This is a genomic window from Bacteroidetes bacterium GWF2_43_63 (assembly GCA_001769275.1).
GTDB lineage: Bacteria > Bacteroidota > Bacteroidia > Bacteroidales > DTU049 > GWF2-43-63.
The window spans coordinates 25,393-48,813 of sequence record MEOQ01000045.1 but is presented as its reverse complement, the minus strand read 5'-3'; the positions used below and the strand labels follow the sequence as shown (position 1 = coordinate 48,813).

Here is a 23,421-nt window from a genome sequence, read left to right as displayed (position 1 = left end):
TGAAGCCCGTATTTTTTTCAGTTGCATATTGTCTATCGGAAAAAGCGAACTACATTGCTGCTGTTGGCCGAGATGATGCGAATGAAATATAATCCAGTGTGTAGCGCAGCCACATTAAGCTGAACATGCTGGTTGCCGGGCCTTTGGTTTTCGTTGAATCCAAGACCAATCGAACGTCCCTGAATATCGAGAACTTCTATGCTTACACAACCAGAGTTGTTGAGGAAATATTCAACATTCACAACATCGGTTGCTGGATTTGGATAAAGAACCACATCGCCGAAAACTCCGACCTGGCTGTTTTCGATTCCTGCGAAAACAGAACCGCTCAACACCGGACTTGAAGCCATTGGACGAAAATCGGGATTGCCATAATTAAAAGGATCGGAAATTTGCAAGGCTGTGTGTGCGAGTAAAGTGTCATTACCTCTTGATGCGTGATTGAAATAATTGCGAACCACATTTAGGGTATCATCAGGAAAATAATTACCAGCGCAATAGGCGAGTGTAACACCATACAACATTAATTCGCCATCGGCCAGATTTTGCCTTGCAGCCGAACCATCGACAAACAGCCCATCTTTATATCCTGCAAAAAACGAATTGTAAATATCGATCTGCGTGTTGCGACGCAGGTGCATAGCGCGTTTGTAGTTGGAGTTGATGGCTGTTGAAGGAGTAACTTTAGGACCAAACATCGAAACATTTGAAAAAATAGGATTGGTGATTGGGGTGTTGGTTGAACCTGCACCATCGTTATCGCTTTCGAAACCATTGGAGCCTGAACCCGGATCGGCAATAGACGAATCGCGCAATGCCACTGCATACTGAATCATTCCGGAGTATCCGTAATCGGTGTCAAAATCATCGTCCCAGGTAAAAGAAGAGACAAGATGTTTTGCATTCACCGTTCCTCCGAACCATTCGAAAGCATCATCGCCACAGCGATACACTTGAATATGATCAATCGTAGTTCCGCTACCAACGCCACCCATGGTAAGCCCATTGATTTCCTTGTCGGTTACAAAAGGAACGCCCGGAAATTCAATGCGGATATAACTCAAAGCTCCACTGTTGTCAGCATTATCGGGAGCTGAAGCGCCGCCATAATAAGAGGTAGGACCGCCTTCAATCTGTGCTTCCCCGCCAGGAACATTAATGGCTGCTTTTCCGCAAAGAATAATTCCGCCCCAGTCACCATAATCGCGTGAGCCAGCAGCTTCGTTCGAGGTGAAAACAATGGGATTTAAAGCTGTTCCGATTGCATTAAGCTTTCCGCCACGTTCAATAATTAAAGTGCCTTTACTGGCCTTGTCACCTCTTATAACAGTGCCTGGCTCAATGGTCAAGGTCGCACCAGAACGCACATATAAAAAGCCCTGAATTTTATACACATTCGATGCTGTCCATGTTTCATTGGCAGAAATTTCGCCCGATTTTGTCACGGTTGTTGCAGGATAAGCTGTGTTTTCGGCATTCCACGTTGTCCAGCCATCGGTCCATAAAGTGGTGGCATCGAAAGCGCCACGATAACTTACCTGATCAAAAAACGGGTTTTCAATACTGTGCTGCGCAAACAATCCAGCAGACATTAAAAAGCCCATTGCAATAGTCAATACATTTTTCATTTTTCTTTTCGTTTAGTTTCTGTTGCAAAGTAAACATGCACATATTAGCTGATCATTACGGAACAAATAATAATGGGACAAGAAAAGGTTACTGAATTGTGAAGTCATAAAGCCGTAGAGCATGGAAAATACTTTTAATGTGAAAATGTGTTGCTTTACGTGAGACAGCTTGTCACGTTTCACGTGATGACACGGTCGCAAATGATCCGCCTTCCGCGGATTAAATTCCAATGTGTGAATACGAGATGATTTGAAAATTTATCTTCACTGGCGCGGATATGACAACCGTGACAGTGATACACATAGCACGGATTTCAAATCCGCGCTATGTGATTGTAACGCGTAACGATTGTAACTATGAATGAACAAAGCTGAATTCAACTGGCTACTAAAAATTTACTACTTTTACAAAAACAACTTTTTCGATGGAAGAAAAGAGACCGGTATTATTTCTGCTCGACGCCATGGCATTGGCTTACAGGGCCTATTTCGCGATGATAAAAAATCCTGTTCGCAATTCAAAAGGATTAAATACAAGTGCCATATTGGGGTTTGGCAATACAGTTCTCGATTTGATTAATAAGGAAAAACCCCATCTGCTTGGAGTTGCTTTTGATACCATAGCTCCTACTGCACGTCACGATGAGTTTGATTTTTATAAAGCCAATCGCCAGCCAATGCCTGACGATCTGTCCATCTCACTTCCATATATAAAGGAAATGTTGCAGCTGATGGATATTCCAATCCTCGAAGTGGATGGATACGAAGCCGACGATGTGATTGGCACGCTCGCCAAAGAAGCTGAAGCACGCGGATATCAAACTTATATGATGACACCCGACAAAGATTTCGGACAATTGGTGAGCGAAAATATTTTCATGTACAAACCTGCCAAATTCGGTGCTGCAGCTGAAGTGTGGGGGGTGCGTGAAGTGTGTGACCGGTTCATGATTGAAAGACCAGAACAAGTAATAGATATTCTAGCCATCATGGGTGATTCGGCTGATAATATTCCTGGGATTTTTGGCATTGGTGAAGTGGGCGCAAAAAAATTACTTGCCGAATATGGAACCGTAGAAAATTTGCTTGCGCATGCCGAAGAAATAAAAAATCCCACCATGAAACAAAAGGTTTTGGCGGGAAAAGAATCGGCCATGATTTCAAAGCAGCTTGCAACCATTATTATCGATGTCCCCATACAATTCATGCCTTCGCACCTTGAATGGAAAGTGCCTCCCTTCGCGCCTTTACAGAAGTTTTTCGAAGAAATGGAATTCAAGACTTTCGCTAAACGCTGGTGGGATACTATGGGTGTTATTGCCGAAAAAACACCGGCTGTTGCCATCGGTCAATCGACGTTGTTCGATCAGGACTTCGTAGAAGCCAGAGCCGGACTCGATTCCATCATCAGCAACATCAACAGTACCGAGCATGAATACCAGTTGATAGACAATATTCAAAGTCTTGAAACGCTAGTTGCAGACTTGAAAAAGAAAGATCTGATTTGCTTTGACACCGAAACGGATTCACTCGACACACTGATTGTAAAACTAGTTGGAATCTCATTTAGCACTGAACCAGGCAAGGCGTTTTTTGTTCATACAAAAGATGATGATTTTCGAAAAATCGCACTGGAAAAACTAAAGCCGATATTTGAAAATGAAAAAATCATAAAAGTCGGGCAGAATTTAAAATACGATATTGCCGTTCTACGCACGCATGGAGTCACCGTTAGAGGAAAGCTCGCCGACACTATGCTGGCTCATTATCTCCTACATCCTGAGCTCAGACACAATCTGGATTTTTTAAGCGAGAACTATCTGAACTATAAAACCATCACATTTGAAGAGCTGCTGGGAAGCGGAAAACAGAAAATTTCAATTTTTGATGTGGATCCAGAAAAGCTTAAAGACTACGCTTGCGAAGATGCCGATGTGACGTTGAAATTGTGGAAAATTCTTGAACCGGAACTCGACACTTATGGCATGACCGATTTGTTTTACGACATGGAAACGCCGTTGATAGAAGTGCTTGAAGACATGGAACGGAGCGGCGTTCGAATAGATCAAAAATCATTGAATGAATTTTCATTGACGCTCGGAAAAGAAATTTTGCGGCTCGAGTCCGAAATTCATCAGCTCGCCGGACAGCCCTTCAATGTTGCCAGTCCGAAACAATTGGGAGATATTCTTTTTGACAAATTACAGATTGCCGAGAAACCAAAAAAGACAGCGACAAAACAATATTCAACATCAGAAGATGTATTACAAAAATACATTTCGCGGCATCCGATTGTTGCCAAAGTGCTGGAATTCCGCGGTCTGTCAAAGCTTCAGAACACCTACGTGGATGCATTGCCCGAATTGATTCATCCTAAAACAGGACGTGTACACACCAATTACAATCAGGCAGTGACTTCTACAGGCCGCCTCAGCTCTACGAATCCGAATTTACAAAACATACCCATTCGCACTGAGCTCGGACAGGAAATACGTAAAGCATTTGTCCCGCGCGACGAAAACCACGTGTTGATTTCGGCCGACTACAGCCAGATTGAACTCCGCATCATTGCTTCGATTGCAAACGATGAGCATATGGTGGATGCATTCAGACAAGGCATTGATATTCACACAGCCACTGCTGCAAAAGTGTATGGGGTTTCATTAAGCGATGTCAAACCAGAACAACGCCGACATGCAAAAATGGTGAACTTCGGAATCATTTACGGCATTTCTGCATTCGGGCTCTCGGAGCGACTTGGAATTGGCAGAAAAGAAGCTGCGGATATCATCGAAAATTATTTTGAACAATTTCCCGGAATAAAAAAATATATGGACGACACCATTCTGTTTGCACGTGCGAACGGATTTGTTGAAACACTGAAACATCGCCGGCGCTATCTGAAAGACATTCATTCGACCAATAGTTTTGTGCGCGGATTTGCAGAACGCAATGCCATCAATGCCCCCATTCAGGGCTCTTCGGCCGACATGATCAAACTGGCCATGATCAACATTTACGAATGGCTTCAAAACAGCGGGCTGCAAACAAAAATGATTTTGCAGGTGCATGATGAATTGGTGTTCGATGTGCCGAAAGAAGAAATTGATATTGTAAAACCGGAGATTGAAAGACTGATGAAAGCCGCACTACCGCTGAAAGTTCCGGTGGAAGTAGACGTGAGACATGGAATGACGTGGCTGGAAGCGCATTAGAGGTTTAGGGGTTGAGAAGTTTAGAGGTTTAGGAGTTTAGAGGTTTAGAGGTTGAGGAGTTGAGAAGTTGAGAAGTTCAATTTAAAATCAAAATAAAATGGGATTTACTTATAGTTTTGAAAAGCTGGAAGCTTGGAAAGAAAGCAAAATTTTGTCGAAGATGGTGTATAAATTCACTGTCACATTTCCAGACTATGAAAAGTTTGGTCTGGTAACACAAATGAGACGTGCCTCCATTTCCGTATGCTCCAATCTTGCAGAAGGAAGCTCGAGAACCAGTGCGAAAGATCAAGCGCATTTCTATCAATATGCTTATAGTAGTTTAATGGAACTGCTCAATCAAATAATTATTTCAACCGAACTGGAATTCATTGAAGAGACTATTGCAAATCAAAGTCGCGACCAGATTGAAAAAACTTCAAGAATGATCAATGCACTACGGAATCAACGACTGAATCTGTAATGCAAGCAGTTTATCCAAACACACAATTCCCTCCTATTTCGTTTCGCAGCTGTCGCCCATGCAATTGGGTCTTTCTTTGGGCTTGGGGAGCAGCCTTGCTCTAATAGCCAGATCATATACTTTACAACCAACACAGATGGCAAATGCTGTTTCGAGATAAAGCATCAACAGACACAACATGCAAAGCATGCATACATTGTGAAAATACGACTCGTCGGTCTGCAGGTAAAGTGATAAAATAAAAATAGCTGTTGAAAGCATAAACCCAATGCTCCATGCAAATTTTTTCTGAACCGCGCCAATGGGTATCGGCGACTGCCGCCGGACAAATAACCATGCCAACAAGACAGTTGGCGAAAACAAGGGGTTAATAAAAAGACCAATCAAAAAATTAATCACAAAAAACCCCATGATGTATGGTATGATTGCATACTGATGCAGAACGAATCCGTTGATTGTTGCAATGGTTCCCAGCAGCATCATGATGCCGGCGCTAGCCCTCATGCGCCTTTCATCTAAAACTTTGTAGGGTTTTCCGTCAATGTAGTATCCAAAACTTAGAACAGACATATTGATTGAATTTGAATTCAAAGATAATATTTGTAGGCGGTTCATAGTAACTTATTTCTTCAGATAACTGACAATACCGAAGAGAATAACAACAGTTGAGGCCTTCAATATTTCACATCCTTGTATGATGTAAATAACACAAATGATTATATTTGTCTAATAATTCAAAACATTATACTGATGAAAAAAATACTCGCGCTACTATTATTCATCTCATTTGCTCTTGCAGCACAGTGTCAGGAGCCGGTGTCCGATCAAACTGCCGTTAACTATTATTCCAGCGGCATTGAAAAAGAGGCCCAGGAAAATCATGTTGGTGCCATTGCTGATTTTGATTATGCCATTTCGCTTGATCCAAAATATACCGAAGCCTACATTGCCAGAGGAATTTCAAAATGGGACAATAAGGATCTGGACGGCGCCTGGAAAGACTTTGATGCTGCCATTTCTATAGACTCAACAAGCGGAAAAGCTTATTATTACCGTGGCCTGACCTATTTCGATTATCGTTATTACGAAAAAGCCTGCATCGACCTGTATCAGGCTATTTTACTGGGTTATTCAGATGCCGAAGTCGCCTTTGAGGAATACTGCGAGTGGTAGCATGATGATTTTTTTCAATAAAGATTCTTCTTCCCGGTCACCGACTTCGCATCCATTTGCAACAAATCTAAAATAATAATTTCGTTTTTTCCTTCTTCTAAAAAAGGCGCCGGACAATACAAACGTTGTTGCGGACCAATGTTCCAGTATCGGCCCAGATTGTGACCATTCACCCAGACAACACCTTTGGTGTACTGCGACATATCGATGAATGTGTCTGCGGTCTTCTCAAGAGAAAAAGTTCCTTTGAAAAATTTCCCCGGCCTGTTTTCTGATTTTGTATTGTCGAGCCGGGCGATGTACGCTGAGTCCATAGGCAAACAGTACACTTCCCAATTCATCAGGGTCATGCCATTCAATGTAGCGCGCTCCGTGATTCCCTTTCGGTCGATAAGCTGCTGCGCGAAATTGATACGCCCCATACCTTCAACAAAAATTTCAAGAACAGGATTTTTGCTTTCCGAAGCTGGTAGTTTTATTGATGTTTCGCCTTTACTTCTGTCGATTGTTCCAACAAATTTTCCATCCAGAAAAACAGTGGCATAGTCATGCAAGTCAGTTATGGCGAGGTTTCCCGATTTATGTCCAATCAAAGTGGTTTTGTAAACTGCAAATCCGTAATACAAATTGTAGGCTTCGAATGGTTTTGGCTGAACTGATAAAACCGGCTCCGGAAGCGCATTCCACACAGATGCAAATTCTGTCATTGCAATTTCAGGAATCTCCATAGCCGGTACCGGCTCAGGCATTTTGAAGCGTTTTTCTGATTTTGTTTTGTATTTCAATATTTCTTTTTGCAATGCAAAATATTTCGGTGTCGGTTGTCCCTGCTCATTGATGGGCGCATCGTAATCATAGCTTGTAATATCTGGCTGATAGCCGGTTCCACCCGAATTGGCTCCCGCATAAAAATCGAAATTTGTGCCGCCGTGCAAAACATAAAGGTTGAAAGAAATTTTATTTTCGAGCAAGAAGCGAACATTGTTCAACAGATCCGCGGTGTCGGGACGCTGCCATTCTTCGCCCCAATGTGTGAGCCAGCCCGGATAAATTTCACTTCCAAATACAGGGACGCCGGGGTTCATTTTCCGTGCAAGATTATAATCATCCATATTTCCACATGGATCAAGACCGACTGCACAACCAGGCAGTGCGCCGGCTTCGAGCATATATTCGGTGGCTCCATCTGAAGTATAAAAGGGAACATCTATTCCCTGCGCACTCCACAGATTTTTCATTGCATTCATGTAATTCCGGTCATTGCCATAACTGCCATACTCATTCTCCACCTGCAGCATAATGACGTTGCCGCCGTTGGTAATCAGATACGGCTTGACTACTGCCGCCAGATTTTGCACGTACCGTTCAACGGCCGCCATGTACCTTGTGTCCATGCAACGGAGTTTTATGTCGGGAATACTCAGCAGGTATGGCGGAATACCGCCCAAATCCCATTCAGCACATGCATACGGGCCCGGACGTAGCAACACCCACATGCCTTCTTCTTTCGCTATCTCAAGGTATTCAGCAAGATTGCGGTTTTCTGTTTCGAAATCAAAAACACCTTCGCTTGTTTCATGGTAATTCCAGAAAACATAAGTAGCAATGGTGTTGCAGCCCATGGCCTTTGCCATTTGTATGCGGTGACGCCAGTATTCATGCGGAATACGCGCATAATGCATTTCACCTGAAATTATCTGATATGGTTTTCCGTCGAGCAAAAAGTTTACGGAATCCATGGCAAATGTATGTCGGGTTTCTTTCTGCGCACTAAGTGATGCAGCAGAAAATAGCAGCAACACACCTATGAATGAATTGAATTTCATTTGGGGGGGGGGGATTGGGTAGCAAATTTAATCAATTCAAACATTGGGAACACCGTCGCATGAAATTATAGGCATTTTTTTTTCGAGGTGCTGAAATTAATTGATGTAACGCAAAGTTTTTGCTGCGCACCCAACATTTTGGCGCGGAGTTTATCCCGCTGGAAGCGGGACCCGACACTGATTTGAAACTAAGCGCGGACACGGAATCGTTGGGTGCTTTGGACTCGTACACCGACGATTCCAGGTCAGCAAATCATACCTCAACCTTCTCTTGCTGGAGTTTACTGCGCTGTCTCCTTCGATACTTCGCAAGCTATTTCACAAAAAGCGCTACAGAAGCGAAACTCAGGATGACAGTGGCGTGGCTAAAATGTCGATGAACATTCAACTTTTTGCATATAAAAGCCTATTGCTTTTTCGGTATTAGAATTCGAATTAACTCGTGCTAATGTGTCTTAATAATTTCATTGGCACAACAAAAAAAGATGTAGCCATATTATATTGAATGGATGAATTCACATACGTCAGAAAATTGTCAAAAACCCTAAAATCAAGACTGAATTTGAATAATCACTTTAACCACTATTATAAAATGATTAGTGTTTATTCATAATGCGTAGCCTTGTCATCGTAATGTAATAATGTTCGATTATGCAATCTGATGTTTTTGCAAATACTTTTGTGACAACTAAATTTTACTACGAAAAAAAATGAGTCTTCACGTAAAACGTGACACGTAGTGTCCTGGTGGCGAAATCTTTTTTAAATTTAAACCTTAGTGCAAAAAAAAGCGACAAAAAATGTCGCTAACTTTTTACTTGCAAAAGGATATTACTCTTTGTCCGTATCGCAGTTTTTGTTATCCTTGCCATGTGAACCACAAGTGCTTTTCACTTCTGTTTTCGAGAATTCAGTCATATGACCCGTTGCATCAATGGCCGCCACCAGTGTTTCTTTGCTTTGTTTTGCTGAATCGTAAACAATGGTTACAATTTTTGTTTCCAGATCGGCAACAACAGATGAAACACCGTCCAGTTTTGCGATTTCGGTTTCAATTTTATTTTTTCCTCCATTGCAATGAAACTCTGTTTTGACCTTCAATTCAGAGGTTGCTACGGAAGTCTGTGCGTTTCCGCTGCAACTGAATAAGAAAAAAGCGATAACCGGCAAAGCAACTGACAAGAGATTTTTCGATAATTTCATAACGTGATTTTTGGTTGATTTGATTCTTGGACATTGGGAAATGAGAAAACTTGCGGAAGCAAAATATTTTTTCCAAAAAAATCTAAAATCAAATATCTACTATCGGATATCTAAAATCAACAAGCGGCCATTTTCTGACCGCTTGATGATATTGGGTGTTTTGGATTTGTCTTGGATGTTGCAGTGCAGTGTTGCAAGGATATGTATTAAAAAATTTGCTCCCAAAACCAAAAAGTATTTAAGCAAATAATCACACCCAATTTTTGTCCATCCTTCAAGCGTCTTTTGAAACATTTACTCTTTTGGATTGAAGATTTATCAATAAACAACACTTGATTTGAAAAAACTGAAAGCTGTTTAGGTTTCATTCTAAGATAGTTAGACTTCATTTTATACATGCCTGATATTATAAAATTGAAACCTGAATCACTTTTTTGCTTTATAAATGTGCAAATCTTTTCATCATCAATACTTATTGTCAAATTGTTTTTCAAAAGACTATATTTCCCTACAAGAGTTAAGGTGTCTATTGAATTATAGGAAAAATTGAATGTGACTTCACTTACTCGAATGATCGAATACTCTAATGTAGAATCGTTTATTAATCTTATACGGTGATAGTATGCATTAATGCAATTTGAACCACCAGAATTACAAGATATTGTAAAATACATACCATATTCAATCTTATTAGCTTTCGCATCGATATTGAACAGCTGTAGTGTTGTCAATACAACAAGTAGTATACGTCTCATTTAAATAAGATTTAATACTTAATTATCTTCTCAGTTGGCTCAAGAAAATGTTTTATTTGTCTTCTTCCTTCTCTGCTAAATGGCAATACGTTATCAATTACAAAATACATTGATCTTCTGCCATAGTCAGTTCCTAATTGACCTCTTATTCTATTAGTGCTTCTTACAGCCCCACCAAGCTTATATTTATTACTAAGATTAGATTGAGACGGATCTTTGTGCTGATCACCAAGTGGTGTATGAGAAAATTCATGAAAGTATGTTAACGCCCATCCAAATGTCGTGTTATTCAAATCTGAGGATGTATTGTCAATTTGCTCTTGAATTGTTTTTGGGTTAAGCAATATCAGATTTTTCTTATAGAACCCTTCATTGTATTCGCCATAATCAACATCTAATGTTTCATCACTATTAATAGCTCTTAATAACATTCTTCGCGCTTTACCTGATGTTCCTTCTTTATCAATCACGGGTTTATTTCTGCCAAGAAATCCTTTTGTTGTTTCATAAGAAATAGATCCTCCACCTTTTCCATCTGAATGATATTCAAGTTTTAAACCAGTCTTTGATTCTAAATCAGCTTCAAGAAGATCGTAATTAGCTTGTCCTCCCTCAGCATTTTCAATGAACTTTGTCGGATCAATTTTCATCCCATCTGGATCCACCAACATCACTGGATTATTCGCACAATAAGCAAACGGTGAAAGATTCTGATAATCATCACTCATCGGATCCACACTCAACCACACACTCAAATCCGAGTCATAATATCTCGCACCGAAATAGCTGTATTGTGTTTCATCATCCTTTTCTTTTGCGGAGAAGGTGTAACGGCTGCTGTAGCCGTTTTGCTGATTTGGCCTGCACGACGCTTCCATGTCCGGCGGAATTGTCGCAAACCAAACCTTGTTGCCGCCAGACGATAGAAGGTCGTGCTGAGTGGCTTTATCTAACACGACGCACTCAGATCGCGCCGCTTCGCTCTGCGATGCAGAGAGGTCGTGCGGGGCTGGGAGCTCCAATGCCTGCGGCCGCTGCGCTATGTGCAGCTTAACATAATCATACGTGAACGCGCGCTCATGTCCCCCGCGAGAAGAAATGCCTGCCATCTTATGAATGCCCACCCGGATGCCGCATGCAGCAGCTCCGCTGTCCCACAGGTCCCGGCGTCCCACAAGACAATCTCCATCGAAGGAGACAGCGGATATCTCAGTCAGCCACCCAAAGCACTCTATTTTCCGCATCGTTTTCACATCGTAAAACTACAGAATTTTTTGTTTGGGATGGGTATCAACGATTTGATTTGATGGTGCAGGGCTGTTTTGTTCAAACCCTGTTCAAACCGGACCCGAAAATCAAAAAAACTAATGAAATTTCACCCCATAAAAAACGGCCCCAAACACAAGGTATGAAGCCGATTTTCGTTTTCGTGAGTCTTGGCAGGTTCGAACTGCCGACCTCTTGCCTGTCAAGCACTGAACGAGAATTAACATATAAAAACATTGATTTAGGCAATTCGCACTATTTCTATCTTTCAGAGGGTAGTGCTGAAAATTAATTTATCATTTATAACGATTTATTAGTAAATATTCAGTATATTTGTGTAAACCATGTGTAAACCGATATGTCAGCAGCAAAAGTAATTTTTTATCCCTCAAAGGTTCTTTCAAATGGCGAAAGTCCCATCTTGCTCCGAATAACAATCGACAGAAAAAGAGTTTATAAAGCAACTCCGTTTTCCTGCACAAAAGAAATATGGGATATTATTTCCAATAGAAAACCAAAGAAGAATGATCCAAAAAAAAGGATACCAAAAAATGACATACTCAAAGTAGAACAAATCAAAATATTTATCTCAGAATTGGAAACCAAGGCATTAAAGGCAGAAGTGCAATGCAGGGCTGATTCTATTCCGCTGACTCATGAGCACTTATTAAACATGATTTTCCCAAAAACGACAAATGAATGGGTCTTCGAATATCTACAATCCAGAATCAGCGACTTAAAAAAAACAAATAATCTGGGAAATGCTGATGTCTACAACAATCTTTTCAGAGAATTAAAAAGTTTCAGAAATGGGAAAGATCTGAAATTTACTGACATAAATGTTCGTATGATAAACGATTTTGAACAGTTTTTCCGGGAGAAAAACTTAAAGGAAAGCTCCATCAGTACACACATGAGAACATTTCGCGCATTGATAAACCGAGCTATTGACGAAGAAATCTGCCCAAAAAACTCATATCCATTCGCAAAATATAAAATCCAAAAACTTAAGCCCACCGCCAGAAAGATAGCAATCAGCAAGGCTGATATGACGCGTATTGACTCCTTGCAATTCGACAACAATGATCATTTGTTCCATACGAAAAACTACTTTCTGTTCAGCTACTATTTACGGGGCATCAATTTTATCGATCTTGCCAATTTAAAGTGGGAAAACATTATTGACGGCAGAGTATCGTATGTGCGGGCCAAAACAGGAAAATTATACACAATTCTTCTTCTTGAACCAGCATTAGAAATAATTGAATATTATAAGCGTTATAATTCAGACAGTAAATATATTTTCCCGATACTGGATGAAAAAATTCATATGACAGAGCAAAGCAAAAGAAACCGGGTTGGAAAGATCCGCACAAGGGTGAATAAAGAATTGAAAGAAATTGCCCATATGGCAGGTGTCAGGGGCGATATTACAACCTATGTAAGCAGACACAGCTGGGCCACTATTATGAAATACGAAAGAGTTCCTGTTGAAATCATCCAGCAGGGAATGGGACATAAAGACAGCAAAACGACTGAAATCTACCTGAAGGATTTTGAAGATGAAATAATGGATAAAGCAAGCAAGGCCGCACTTCTTAAATAGTTAAGCAATGATTGACCTCAAAAACATTGAAAACCTGTTTCTGGGCAAGGAAAAAGAAATTCTGGCAAATATATTTTCTCATTATAATGTTACGAATTACAGAGATGCCATCAAAAAACTGATTGCGCCAGTTCGTTCGATGGAGCTTCATGTTGGAATGCTTCTAAATCCCGAGTGTTTACTATATGAGTGCTACCGTAAAACAGCTATGGAAAATATCGATACAAAATTTGATTTTAAGGGGTCATCTGAAGACGAATATAACGAAGTGCTGTTAAAACTAATGAGAATTACAACCGTCTATTTTCTTGAGCTGAGAACCAATGACCTTTGCCAGGAAAACATTCAGGAATTTTGCAGCTATATTGATCCTTTTCTATTTAAAATACTCGCAATCGAAGGAGTTCCAAAAGAGAAAAATCAGATGTTTCAATTCAGCAATATAGTCTCAACACTTCAGATTCCGACACAATTCGAATTGAGCAAAAACAGAGCACTAAAATGCAAAAACAACTTCAACGGAATGCCGATGGAAGACGTTGTGAAATACTTTTCAGCCTTATTTTTCGAAAAAAACAAAAAGGGAGAACCATATGTTGATGAGGTTTATCTCTTTCATTTTATATATTCAGCATTCTACAAAACCAATCCCCCTCCCACCTGTTTCAAGATAAAGCTTAATATTTCAAGCAAGGAGAAACTCCTGATTCATGAGTTTTTTCATTATTTCCACAAGCTATCCTGCAGTTCACCAATATATGAAACAAGAAAAAGCTCAAAACAATATTATGTGCGCTTATTAACTGACTATTTCGATGGATTTGAGTATCCGACAGTGTTTCACAACTTCGTTTCAAAAAAGGAAAACACGGATGGACAGATGAAAAAATACATTTTGCTATCTGGAAAGAAAAAACCGTACGAGCAGTAATTCAATCACAATTATCAAGTTAAACATGACTTTGCAACTTAATCAAAGTGCAAACAAGTTACTTTTTTCCCGGAAAATATAATCGTTTCACCAATTCAATACTTATGTTTTTGAGCTTCGCGCTTGTGTAATTAATTTTGATCGTAGCAAATCAGTTAATCTGTTTTCAATCATCAAAATTCCAGAAAAATGAAAAGCGAAGATTTTATTGAGTCGGCCAGGGTATTCCTACAGACAATTATTAAGGACAGCATCAAAGAAGAGCTCTCGCAGATAAAAAACGAGCTGACTAATCAGCCTAAGCAAGAAAACGAAAAAGAAATAATGTTCGTTCAGGATGCGGCGGCATTTCTCAATCGCGCTGTCTCGACAATTTATGCTCTTGTTCAGCAAGGATTGCTCCCACACTATAAGAGAGGGCGCCAGCTGATATTTCGCAGAAGCGAACTGATTAAATGGATCAATGACGGAAAACAGATCTAACAAATTGAAAAGGCCTGATCGATGGATTCACGAATTTTCAAAAGCACCCTTTGCTCCGAAACGAATGGCACCGTTTGCTCCGAAATGAGTGGAGCCGTTTAGTCAGAAATAGTCAGAATGTAGAAGAAACAGCAGATTTCCCGGATTGCTCGGCATCAACCATCTATGGATTGGTCTTTAAGCGCCAGATCCCGCATGAAAAAAATGGTCGTAGGGCAACTGTGGATGAGGTAAAAAGCAGTGTTTAATGTGCACCTGAATTAAAGGAGCGCATGTTCCTGTTCAATAATTTCGCATCATCCATTCCAGAAACTCCACATTCCCCATCCGCCGCGCAACGTAGATCAATCCTGTGTCTTTTGTGACCGTGTAACAGTTTTTCATCAGCTGCGTTTTTATGTTCATCTCCAGATGCGAATAAAGTATGGCGTATATGCGCACCGTGATGTACGTTTTCACTTTCTCTCTTTCGAAATGCCTGTTTAGTTCCATGATGTAATCGTCCGGATTTTCCATCACCGACGGATAGCGGTAATAGTACCTGCGCGCCAGTCTTTCTAACAGATATCGTTTTTTATGATCTTTCGAAAAATAGTCATTGATATGCATTGATCCGCCCTTTGAAAGCCAGTTCTCTTTTGCCGGATCGAAATCGGATATAATCTCAAAGTCATCGCGCTCCTGCAAAAACCTTCCAGAAAATATCCGGCCCAGCTGAATGTCAATTCCCGCCTCCTTGTACACGGCCATGTCGTGCCGATTGAAATACTCATGATCGTCATCAATGATTTGCAGGGATATTCTGTAATCCGGATCATCATTGAGAATAAGCGCCAGAAGCTTGATGCGCTTATGTCTGAAAATATCCGTTTCGAAATTGGCCAGAGCCCACATGCTGACCATGCTGTTTGAAACCGGATAATTCACAATCCTGTTCAGAATCCTGAACGAGTCCGATGCATGCGACAACAGTGTTTTTACAGCATCATCACCCAACACCACTTTCTTCAACACTGTATCTATGGCCTGCTGATATCCATTTATACAGGTTTTACTGAAATTGTGCCTACCCGAAATCATAAGTCTCTCGAAAATTTCAAACAGCACGTCACTCAGCTCATGATCCGTTATCAGCTTATCCGGCATCCGAGCAGCCATCTTACGCAGTGAGCTGAATAGATCGCGCCGGTTAATTTTGCCGCGTTTCTCAAGGTTATCCCTGAGCATAACAGCCATGCACGACATCAGTCGTTCATCATATTGAACCAGATCGATAAACCAGCGATACTTTCCAAAATCACTATACTCTTCCAATAAATCATCGGGTGCCACCGGTGGCCGGAGCTTGTACAACTCAATGGCTGCTGCGTTGAAGATGAGGTCGTGTTTGGAGTTTCTTTTTTGCATGATGCTTTACAAATACAAAAAAATTAAAACGGCAGCGGATCCATAGGATCATATCCCAGATCGTCCGGAGCGACATCAGACACTGGTGGTGAATCTTGCAACGGTGAAGAAGTGCTTCCGGTTTCGGGCTCCAGTTTCCATATTTTCACATCGGTGTACCAGCGACCATTGAATTCTCGGCTTTCGATATCAAAAAACAGCCGAAGCGTGTTTCCTTCTTTCAACAGCGTTGTATCTACCTTATCGCCCCAAATCGCTCCAAATAAGGATTTCGGGTATTGTCCTCCGATCTCAAACAACAATTCCTGCTTCTTCCATGTTCCGTTTTTCCCTTGTCCGGTGACGATTGGGAAGATTTTTTTGAGTTTGGCGGTTGTTTCCATGTTATTTATTTTAAATCATATCAATCGTACGACCTGTTAATTTTTCGAGTTCCAGACAACATTCCGTAAGCGAATTTGAATAGAAATAGTATTTATTATCATTTAGCAGAGGCTTATATTCATCCAACATATACTTGCCGCTAATGTACATTTTCCAACGGGAACCGACTTTATCAATATATCCCGTGCTTCTTTTCAAATCGACTGAAATGAAATTTATTGCTGGCGAACTGCTTTTGCAGTCCGGCAGTGAACTACATAAATATATTGCGTTGTCTGTCATTTTTATTCTGTTTGACCACAAGATTACAACCCAATTGTGCAACCATCCTGCATAGCAATATTACTAACTGGCTGTATATGGAACACTAAAACAAGGCAAATCCGCGAAAGCTAACTCTGAACCAGTTAAAATGAACAATTAATCATCATGACTTTTAAGTTTTTCAAACACCTCTAAAATTTTATCAGACAGCTCTAGTGTTAATGAATTTGCATCAGAAACAATCCATTTTGACCGTTGGACAATATAATTAGTATCTGATTTAATAAGTTCGATAGTGCCATCTTTCGTTGTACCTTTTGGCTTGTACTTCATTTTATCCAGTTTTTCTTGGGTGTAGCGATATTCCGATCCTTTCTCAACAAACCGGAAACTACCATTTAGTAACAAATCATTCAAAAGTACAATCGGGATGATTTTTAAATTATCATCCAGGTTGTCATGATCTGTTGTTAGTCTGTTTGCGGCCAATAGTTCGTCAATTTTTTTGTCATATAGCCCCGAAACAGGCGCATTGTCTTCATCATTGAAGCGGCCAAGAATATGATATTTTACTTTGCCATACATGTCTCCCTGAATAGTAATTTTTAGCTCGGAAACAATTTCGTTGTGCTTAATCATGGTTGTTTTGTTTTAGTTGTGAATGTTATCTTTATTTACCTGTTTTATGCAATACATTTTCCAGCTCCAATTATTTTTCTTTTTATCGAATGATTTCATTGCGAGACCAGACACCGCTTGCTTGTTAGTAAGATTATTGTTTTTTATAAGCTGTGGAGAAACAAACACATCATCGACAAACCCAAAATCTTTACCTTCACCTATTCTTATGTTTCCGCTGACCGTTTTTGTCAATCCAGGTATTTCAGCTTTCTCATCATACCGCGAAATAGTGTAAATAAAAAATCGTTCACCATCATTTTTGTTCGAGAATCTAACTTTCAATGCATCTCCCTGAAACAATTTCCCGGGAATATACATGTATTTAAAAAACCCAAATTTTTCTGAAGCCGAGACAAATGATATCATCTTTTTATCAAGATTAATATAGTCAATTAGCACAATCTCTTCTGCAATGTCCTGAAATATTACTTCTTCAGCTTTGGTAATATGTTTTAAATACAATTCCTGATTGTTGGTCTTTATAACGGCGGTTTTATACCATTCTTCTCCAGTCCATTTGCCAATAATATTTGGAATTGGCCATTTGTTTTTCTCTCTTGTTGCAACAACTTGTTGAATTTCTGTTTTTGCTTCGTCATATTGTTGTAGATCAATAAGAATTTTTGCAAGTGATTGCCTCGTTTTTACCAGGAAGTCTTCAGGGGTTTTAAGACTTAACGCTTTGCAGAAGCAAGCAAACTGCACATCCTTATCATTAGGAAATATTTCAGTTATTAATTCCCAAACCCAAAAATCATTTCTTTTTTGTCTGGCAAAAGGAAGAAATGTGGAAAGAATATTTTGATCCAATCCAAGCGATAACAACAGTTTTGCTTTAAAATATGGTGGATACTGATACTCCGGATGTTGGTCAATGATAGTATTTAATTTTGGAAGAAACGCTTGAATTTTTTCTTTGTTGATACTATTTTGTACAATCCAACTACTTTCTTCTTTTGCTTCTCCGTCAAGCAGCTTTTTAGAATATGCGATGTAGGCTTGCTCAGCGATCGACATCATTTTTTTGTCTTTAAATTCCTCACTGAGATAATCCTCAGATCGAAAATTTGAAAAATCCCACCAATCGGCGAATTGAATGTAATTAGCCCAGGATTTATATCCTTTGTGAAAAGCTTTATAAACTATTGAATAAGCTTCTGATGGTTTCGTGAAATGAAATTTTTGTATTTGATCAAAAATCGAATTTAACTTCGAATAATCAATATTTTCCTCTTTTGATATATGAAAAATAATTTTTGCAATTTGGTACGAAAAAGTATCGAACAGCATTTTCTCATCTTCCGGCAATTCCAATTCATTTATCTTGGACAAAACTTCCGAAAATTTATCAAAGGATTCTTTATATGCATTCGTTTTAAGATAATCGTAATACACCCAAGCAATGGAACGTTTGTTCCAGATATTTGAAGGATCATTCTCCAAATCCGAGGACGCCATTGTTAATGCTTCTTCAAGCTTTCCTGATGTTCTAAGCTCTTTGACTTCTTTAAATGACATAATCCATCTCCTTTAATTTTGAAACCGAATCCAAGACAGTTTTCAGCAATTCAATATTACTACACTTGTTTTCAATTGGTAAAACCCTTCCGAAGAAACCATCACCATTGTATTCAAAATCAATAACGGCGGTTTCGCCATCTTTTGTAAAAGTGTAGCGTTCTCTATAATTCAGATGCTCGACAAAATCAATTGTTATGCTTGATTTCTCGTGCAATCTTTGCAATGAGTCAAACAGAACCCCAAGAAAAGGTTTTTCTTCTTCAATAGCTACATCAAATACAATTCTGGGAATTATTGTGTCAACCGTATTTCTTGAAAAAATAATTGCAGGGGTGGCATTTATCAATGCGGATATTTCTTCAAAAAATGTCTCGGAATTTGTATTAGTAGGAATTTTCTGAAAATTCGAATTAAACTTATTGTCAACGTTTATCCAAAACTTGAGCTTGCAAGTATCATTTTCTCGTTTCAGCAGATATCGGACTTCATACCCAACCTTTTCCCATTTCAATATATCAATGCAATGCTTTCCAATAGCGAAATTCACTAGGAGAAAGTGATTCTGAAATGATAAAGGAGCGTTTGTGAGATTAAATTTTTCAAGTTGTTTTTTGTCCTCAGTTGAAATCACAACCTCAATTGGGTTGGCTTCATGACCCGTCAACTCTTTTAATGAGTTCTGAACAGTAGCTTCAACCATTGCCATTTGCGAGAATGAATTGAAATAAGGCGGATTAATGCAGAAAAGTTTTCCAGAAGCTCTTGTGATGGCGGTGTATGCCCAACGATAGAATTCAGAATTTGTTTTCCCGGATCGATTATGTTCTGAATCCAAAAAGTTAAAGTTCTCTTTTACTCCCTTATCCCAAAAAACATAAACCGAGTCCCATTCTCCCCCTTGAGCTTTATGGCAAGTTACAGCGTAACCATATTTTAGCAAAATGCAATTGAAAAAAGGGTCATTAATTATGGCGTCTTTAAACTCCGGAGTCTTTGGTTTTATGTTGGGGTTTCGATTTTTAAAATCTATATATAAGGCTTGCTTTTCTTCACGATTAAGAGAACTATCTCCATATAGAAAGTTTTCCAGCATGTAACCTTTTGCCATTTTACTGTTACCGCCTTCAGAAGGGAATACCAATTCAACCTGTCTCCATTTGAGTAAAACCGATGCTTTGCGGCCATCTCTCAAATTAAACCTTACCTCTCGTTTAATAGTATCAGATGCTACAGCTGAAACAACGCCAAACTCACCATTCATGATATCAAGCCGATAATGGTTGCCACCAACAAGAATAATATCACCGGCCAATATGGGAATATCAGAACCGTATTTATGTTTGCGTATAATTTGATTTAGGTCAGACGCTGTTTTATTCTTAAATGAAACAACAACCTTAGTTCCTTGTTGAGCATTATACGAAGGGATAAATTCTTCAAACTTTGGATTAAAAACATCATTTCCGTTTTCTCTAACATCAAAGTCATTAAAAAACCCAGAGGTCAGACACTTACGGATTTTGGTGGCAGAACTAAGTATCCCATTATCTGCATTGTGGCGTTTGACTTCTTTGAGTTCCGCGTCAACAATTTTTAACTCGTATTTTTCAGCTAGATAATTTTTATCAAGGGCCGGCGAAAAGTTCATGCCGATTGGAGGAAGCTGGGCCGGATCTCCGACAAAAATTATTTTTGAACCTGAATGATGGGCTTTAATCTGAGAATAATCGATAAGATCATTTAATAAGCATCCACTGCCAAACCGAAAATATTCTTCTTCATTTGAAATATTTGAGATCATTGATGCTTCATCAATAATCAGCACCGTTTCATGAATATTTGGGTTATATTTGGTTTTGTAAAAGTATTTATAACTCTCTGAGTTGTTTTCTGTTTCAGAGGCCTCATATTCGACAAGAGTATCAAAGCTGTAAATGCCTTTGTGAATTGTGGTGGCCTCAAATCCGGTTTTTTGTTTAATTACTTTTGCCGCCCTTCCTGTTGGAGCCATTAATTGAGACTTACGACCAATTTCATTTAAATATTCAACCAATCCTTTTAGGAGTGTAGTTTTACCACTGCCGGCATATCCCTGAAGAATGAAAACACTTTCATCACTCTCCAAAAACTCCTGAAGCATTTCCAACGCATATTGTTGATCGCTTGTGAGGTTGATATGTTGGAAGTGATCAAAGATCTTCATTGTTGTTAATGTTTGATGCAAAGGTTGCTAACTCCAGTGCAATGTATATGCATTGTTTATTTCTCTCTAATTTCTTTAATAATCTTCAAAAGTTCAATCAATTTATTATGGTTTGCAATTCCGATTCCTTTTCCATGGGCTATGTCATTTCTCATTCTGTTCAATTTGCCAAAGTTTTGTAGAAAAACATCATCTTTTTTGTATTTGAAATACAACATACAAGAAGCCTTAAATAAAGCTGTTGGTTTTTGAGTTGCATGTTGTTCCACTTTTTCTCGAGAAGTGAAATAATCTCCATTTGCACCATTATGCATATGCTTAAGTGCCCATTCTTTCTTATTATCGCCTATTTTTTTTATAACAATGATGTCATTTATTTTACAATCTTCTCCTGATTCATCACTTTGAAATAAGGAGTCTGCATAAGATTCAATAATCTGGAATAATATTAAATATCCAAAATCAAGATACTCCTGATATATTAATTTCCATGCAATAGTTAAAGAAGTGTCCGATTCAATAATAAAATCACTAATCAAATTAGATTTCATTTCTTTCGCGCTCCTCCAATGAATGTACACTGCACTCAAATAATTCTTTTTAAAGCATTTTTCAGCACTTTCTTTGAAATCAATATAATTCTGTTCGGAAATTGCTTTTGAAAAATTATATTCTGGCGATTCCTTCATGTAATAACCATCCGCTCCAGCATCAAAAAGGGATTTCAAGTTCCAAGATTTATTCGAAGCAGTAAAAATTATAACCTGATTACCATTGTTTATAGATTTAATTTCTTTTAACATTTTCATTCCTGAAAACGCTTCAATTGTATTGTTTGTTTCTTCGTCCAATCCGTTAAGACGTAAATCTACAAGATACAAATCAAATTTTTCTGATTTAATGATTCGTTTACTTTCTTCCGAGAGCGTATCAAAATCTTTTACCTTTTCTTTTATTACTATAAAATCTTTATCGCAAGAAGTATTAAACACCTTTCTTAATACTAATTCCCAACCCTTATCAGCTTCATCATCAATAAGTAGAATTCTTTTATTAATTGCTTCAATTTTTTTTATACTGCCAACATTTATTTTTCCCAGTATTTTCAGTGTAGTTGGTTTTAATTTACTAAGATTATTAAATGCTGAAACATACTTAAAATAGAGTGATTTTTTAAATTCAGAATTTGCTTGCAGAGCATTGGCATTAGAAGCTTTATCCATAGAATAAGCTCCCCAAATATTTGCCAAAGAATGTCGCCCCACTGTTTCATCAGGTTGAATGTGAATAATGTCAAGAAACCTTGTTTTGAATTCGCTTTCATTAATACCAACCAAATTATCAATTTCCGCTTTATTTTCTTGTAAATTATATTCTGAAAAGGAAACTCCTTTGGTAGATAAAATATGACTAAATATTGTTGTTTGAATTATTAATGTATTTAAGGACAGCTTACAAATAAATAGAATTGGAACAAGGCTTCTATTGTTTAGATCTTCAATGCTAAGACGAATATGATAACCAATTTTAAGGGAAAGTATTGGATTGTCTGCAATTTCAATTACAACTTTTTCAATTTCTTTTTTACGAAATACATCAACTATCCAGTTATGCATTTCGATTTCGTTGTTTAAGCTAGGCAGTTCAATAAAAGCACCACCCAAATCATTCAACAATTTACTGTTTCCAATTACAAGTGTTTTTTCCATATTTGGCATAACATTCAGTTATATGTTTAATTTTGTCCTTAAATTCTTTAATCCTAATTGGATTATCCTCTATGTCGTTCAAGATTTCATTAACTTTGCTATTAGAGAAGGAAAGCTCAAGAAATGTTTTGAAACTTTTAATAATCGGCGACAAATCGCTTAATTTTAATCTGTCCGAATTATCCTTTGACTCAAAAGCACTTAGTATTTCAATCGCAAGTCTTGATACTTCTTTACATGCAAAATTGCTGCCCCAAGCTATAATTCTTAAATCAACTATCCCTGAGTTTTTGTAATTTTCTAAAAAATCAAAGAGTCTTTCATAAAACAAATTCTTTTTAATAGAGCTTATATAGTTTGGGTTCTTATCAGAGTTATATTCTGTTTCTCCCATTGAATTGCTAAATAATACAATCGGAATTAATTCCCCTTCTTGGGATATGATTTCCTTTATTTTTAGGACATTGGTTTTAGATCCTGGAATAAACCCTTTTCCTGGTAAAAAATCCTCTGTTGTGGTATGTAAAAGAATACAGTCTGCATTTTTTAAAAAATCTAAGTGTGAAGTGCTAGAAAAGCTGCTTCCTATTTCAAGTTTGTCAATTGAAATTAAATACTCATCAAATGCGCCTTCTTCTATAAACGTAATATTATAGTTGCTGAGTCGCTGATTATTTTGATTGTCATCTATTAGGTAAATCAT

The 23,421-nt window shown here is 38.5% G+C and carries 21 protein-coding genes; 7 read left to right on the top strand and 14 right to left on the bottom strand.

Annotated features, from left to right (window positions below; all coding sequences use genetic code 11):
• Nucleotides 1-32: 32 nt before the first annotated feature.
• Nucleotides 33-1,628 carry a hypothetical protein gene (locus A2W93_10125; GenBank protein OFY52880.1) on the bottom strand — a complete coding sequence of 532 codons (1,596 nt, stop codon included), beginning with the start codon at nt 1,626-1,628 and terminating at the stop codon, nt 33-35.
• A gap of 425 nt (nt 1,629-2,053) precedes the next feature.
• Here A2W93_10125 and A2W93_10120 point away from each other — a divergent pair, with 425 nt between their 5' ends.
• Together A2W93_10120 and A2W93_10115 are read left to right on the top strand one after the other, a co-directional pair.
• Nucleotides 2,054-4,843, top strand: a complete 2,790-nt coding sequence (locus tag A2W93_10120; GenBank protein OFY52879.1) for a DNA polymerase I — start codon at nt 2,054-2,056, stop codon at nt 4,841-4,843.
• A gap of 97 nt (nt 4,844-4,940) precedes the next feature.
• Nucleotides 4,941-5,306 carry a four helix bundle protein gene (locus A2W93_10115; protein ID OFY52878.1) on the top strand — a complete coding sequence of 122 codons (366 nt, stop codon included), beginning with the start codon at nt 4,941-4,943 and terminating at the stop codon, nt 5,304-5,306.
• A gap of 33 nt (nt 5,307-5,339) precedes the next feature.
• Here A2W93_10115 and A2W93_10110 read toward each other — a convergent pair whose 3' ends face one another.
• The gene (locus A2W93_10110) at nt 5,340-5,876 is read right to left on the bottom strand and encodes a hypothetical protein (protein ID OFY52877.1); all 537 of its coding nucleotides are present in this window, start codon (nt 5,874-5,876) and stop codon (nt 5,340-5,342) included.
• A gap of 180 nt (nt 5,877-6,056) precedes the next feature.
• On the opposite strand from A2W93_10110, the gene A2W93_10105 reads away from it, so the two are divergent.
• Entirely contained in the window at nt 6,057-6,479 is a 423-nt protein-coding gene (locus tag A2W93_10105) for a hypothetical protein (GenBank protein OFY52876.1), read from the top strand.
• Nucleotides 6,480-6,493: 14 nt separating this feature from the next.
• Here the strand turns inward: A2W93_10105 and A2W93_10100 are convergent, their stop codons facing one another.
• From A2W93_10100 to A2W93_10085, 4 genes are all read right to left on the bottom strand, one after another.
• Nucleotides 6,494-8,305, bottom strand: coding sequence for a beta-galactosidase (locus A2W93_10100; protein OFY52875.1), 1,812 nt, complete (start codon nt 8,303-8,305; stop codon nt 6,494-6,496).
• Nucleotides 8,306-9,136: 831 nt separating this feature from the next.
• The gene (locus tag A2W93_10095) at nt 9,137-9,508 is read right to left on the bottom strand and encodes a hypothetical protein (GenBank protein ID OFY52874.1); all 372 of its coding nucleotides are present in this window, start codon (nt 9,506-9,508) and stop codon (nt 9,137-9,139) included.
• Nucleotides 9,509-9,714: 206 nt separating this feature from the next.
• On the bottom strand, nt 9,715-10,263 hold the full coding sequence (locus tag A2W93_10090) for a hypothetical protein (protein OFY52873.1): 549 nt from the start codon (nt 10,261-10,263) through the stop codon (nt 9,715-9,717).
• 11 nt (nt 10,264-10,274) lie between these two features.
• Nucleotides 10,275-11,507 (bottom strand): hypothetical protein, encoded by a 1,233-nt coding sequence (locus A2W93_10085; GenBank protein OFY52872.1) that lies wholly within the window; start codon nt 11,505-11,507, stop codon nt 10,275-10,277.
• 62 nt (nt 11,508-11,569) lie between these two features.
• On the opposite strand from A2W93_10085, the gene A2W93_10080 reads away from it, so the two are divergent.
• The 4 genes from A2W93_10080 to A2W93_10065 all read left to right on the top strand — a co-directional run bounded on the left by A2W93_10080 (nt 11,570) and on the right by A2W93_10065 (nt 14,549).
• The gene (locus A2W93_10080; GenBank protein ID OFY52871.1) at nt 11,570-11,821 is read left to right on the top strand and encodes a hypothetical protein; all 252 of its coding nucleotides are present in this window, start codon (nt 11,570-11,572) and stop codon (nt 11,819-11,821) included.
• 66 nt (nt 11,822-11,887) lie between these two features.
• Nucleotides 11,888-13,135, top strand: coding sequence for a hypothetical protein (locus tag A2W93_10075; GenBank protein OFY52870.1), 1,248 nt, complete (start codon nt 11,888-11,890; stop codon nt 13,133-13,135).
• Nucleotides 13,136-13,142: 7 nt separating this feature from the next.
• Nucleotides 13,143-14,066 carry a hypothetical protein gene (locus A2W93_10070; GenBank protein ID OFY52869.1) on the top strand — a complete coding sequence of 308 codons (924 nt, stop codon included), beginning with the start codon at nt 13,143-13,145 and terminating at the stop codon, nt 14,064-14,066.
• A 189-nt stretch (nt 14,067-14,255) separates the two neighbouring features.
• The gene (locus tag A2W93_10065; protein OFY52868.1) at nt 14,256-14,549 is read left to right on the top strand and encodes a hypothetical protein; all 294 of its coding nucleotides are present in this window, start codon (nt 14,256-14,258) and stop codon (nt 14,547-14,549) included.
• A 282-nt stretch (nt 14,550-14,831) separates the two neighbouring features.
• Here the strand turns inward: A2W93_10065 and A2W93_10060 are convergent, their stop codons facing one another.
• The 8 genes from A2W93_10060 to A2W93_10025 form a co-directional block, all read right to left on the bottom strand.
• Nucleotides 14,832-15,956, bottom strand: coding sequence for a hypothetical protein (locus A2W93_10060; protein OFY52867.1), 1,125 nt, complete (start codon nt 15,954-15,956; stop codon nt 14,832-14,834).
• 23 nt (nt 15,957-15,979) lie between these two features.
• The gene (locus A2W93_10055) at nt 15,980-16,339 is read right to left on the bottom strand and encodes a hypothetical protein (GenBank protein OFY52866.1); all 360 of its coding nucleotides are present in this window, start codon (nt 16,337-16,339) and stop codon (nt 15,980-15,982) included.
• Between the two features lie 10 nt (nt 16,340-16,349).
• Nucleotides 16,350-16,622 carry a hypothetical protein gene (locus A2W93_10050; protein OFY52865.1) on the bottom strand — a complete coding sequence of 91 codons (273 nt, stop codon included), beginning with the start codon at nt 16,620-16,622 and terminating at the stop codon, nt 16,350-16,352.
• A gap of 138 nt (nt 16,623-16,760) precedes the next feature.
• Complete coding sequence (locus A2W93_10045; GenBank protein ID OFY52864.1) at nt 16,761-17,243, bottom strand: hypothetical protein; 483 nt, start codon at nt 17,241-17,243, stop codon at nt 16,761-16,763.
• Nucleotides 17,244-17,255: 12 nt separating this feature from the next.
• Entirely contained in the window at nt 17,256-18,803 is a 1,548-nt protein-coding gene (locus A2W93_10040) for a hypothetical protein (GenBank protein OFY52863.1), read from the bottom strand.
• Nucleotides 18,793-21,009 carry a hypothetical protein gene (locus A2W93_10035; protein OFY52862.1) on the bottom strand — a complete coding sequence of 739 codons (2,217 nt, stop codon included), beginning with the start codon at nt 21,007-21,009 and terminating at the stop codon, nt 18,793-18,795. Before A2W93_10035 ends, A2W93_10040 begins: the two co-directional genes overlap by 11 nt.
• Before the next feature lie 56 nt (nt 21,010-21,065).
• Nucleotides 21,066-22,718 (bottom strand): hypothetical protein, encoded by a 1,653-nt coding sequence (locus A2W93_10030; protein ID OFY52861.1) that lies wholly within the window; start codon nt 22,716-22,718, stop codon nt 21,066-21,068.
• Entirely contained in the window at nt 22,687-23,421 is a 735-nt protein-coding gene (locus A2W93_10025; protein OFY52860.1) for a hypothetical protein, read from the bottom strand. The genes A2W93_10030 and A2W93_10025 overlap by 32 nt, the downstream gene beginning before the upstream one ends.

Coding starts and splice junctions, on each gene's coding strand:
- A2W93_10125 (OFY52880.1), bottom strand. CDS start 1,628: ATGAAAAATGTATTGACTATTGCAATGGGCTTTTTAATGTCTGCTGGA.
- A2W93_10120 (OFY52879.1), top strand. CDS start 2,054: ATGGAAGAAAAGAGACCGGTATTATTTCTGCTCGACGCCATGGCATTG.
- A2W93_10115 (OFY52878.1), top strand. CDS start 4,941: ATGGGATTTACTTATAGTTTTGAAAAGCTGGAAGCTTGGAAAGAAAGC.
- A2W93_10110 (OFY52877.1), bottom strand. CDS start 5,876: ATGTCTGTTCTAAGTTTTGGATACTACATTGACGGAAAACCCTACAAA.
- A2W93_10105 (OFY52876.1), top strand. CDS start 6,057: ATGAAAAAAATACTCGCGCTACTATTATTCATCTCATTTGCTCTTGCA.
- A2W93_10100 (OFY52875.1), bottom strand. CDS start 8,305: ATGAAATTCAATTCATTCATAGGTGTGTTGCTGCTATTTTCTGCTGCA.
- A2W93_10095 (OFY52874.1), bottom strand. CDS start 9,508: ATGAAATTATCGAAAAATCTCTTGTCAGTTGCTTTGCCGGTTATCGCT.
- A2W93_10090 (OFY52873.1), bottom strand. CDS start 10,263: ATGAGACGTATACTACTTGTTGTATTGACAACACTACAGCTGTTCAAT.
- A2W93_10085 (OFY52872.1), bottom strand. CDS start 11,507: ATGCGGAAAATAGAGTGCTTTGGGTGGCTGACTGAGATATCCGCTGTC.
- A2W93_10080 (OFY52871.1), top strand. CDS start 11,570: ATGGTGCAGGGCTGTTTTGTTCAAACCCTGTTCAAACCGGACCCGAAA.
- A2W93_10075 (OFY52870.1), top strand. CDS start 11,888: ATGTCAGCAGCAAAAGTAATTTTTTATCCCTCAAAGGTTCTTTCAAAT.
- A2W93_10070 (OFY52869.1), top strand. CDS start 13,143: ATGATTGACCTCAAAAACATTGAAAACCTGTTTCTGGGCAAGGAAAAA.
- A2W93_10065 (OFY52868.1), top strand. CDS start 14,256: ATGAAAAGCGAAGATTTTATTGAGTCGGCCAGGGTATTCCTACAGACA.
- A2W93_10060 (OFY52867.1), bottom strand. CDS start 15,956: ATGCAAAAAAGAAACTCCAAACACGACCTCATCTTCAACGCAGCAGCC.
- A2W93_10055 (OFY52866.1), bottom strand. CDS start 16,339: ATGGAAACAACCGCCAAACTCAAAAAAATCTTCCCAATCGTCACCGGA.
- A2W93_10050 (OFY52865.1), bottom strand. CDS start 16,622: ATGACAGACAACGCAATATATTTATGTAGTTCACTGCCGGACTGCAAA.
- A2W93_10045 (OFY52864.1), bottom strand. CDS start 17,243: ATGATTAAGCACAACGAAATTGTTTCCGAGCTAAAAATTACTATTCAG.
- A2W93_10040 (OFY52863.1), bottom strand. CDS start 18,803: ATGTCATTTAAAGAAGTCAAAGAGCTTAGAACATCAGGAAAGCTTGAA.
- A2W93_10035 (OFY52862.1), bottom strand. CDS start 21,009: ATGAAGATCTTTGATCACTTCCAACATATCAACCTCACAAGCGATCAA.
- A2W93_10030 (OFY52861.1), bottom strand. CDS start 22,718: ATGGAAAAAACACTTGTAATTGGAAACAGTAAATTGTTGAATGATTTG.
- A2W93_10025 (OFY52860.1), bottom strand. CDS start 23,421: ATGATTTACCTAATAGATGACAATCAAAATAATCAGCGACTCAGCAAC.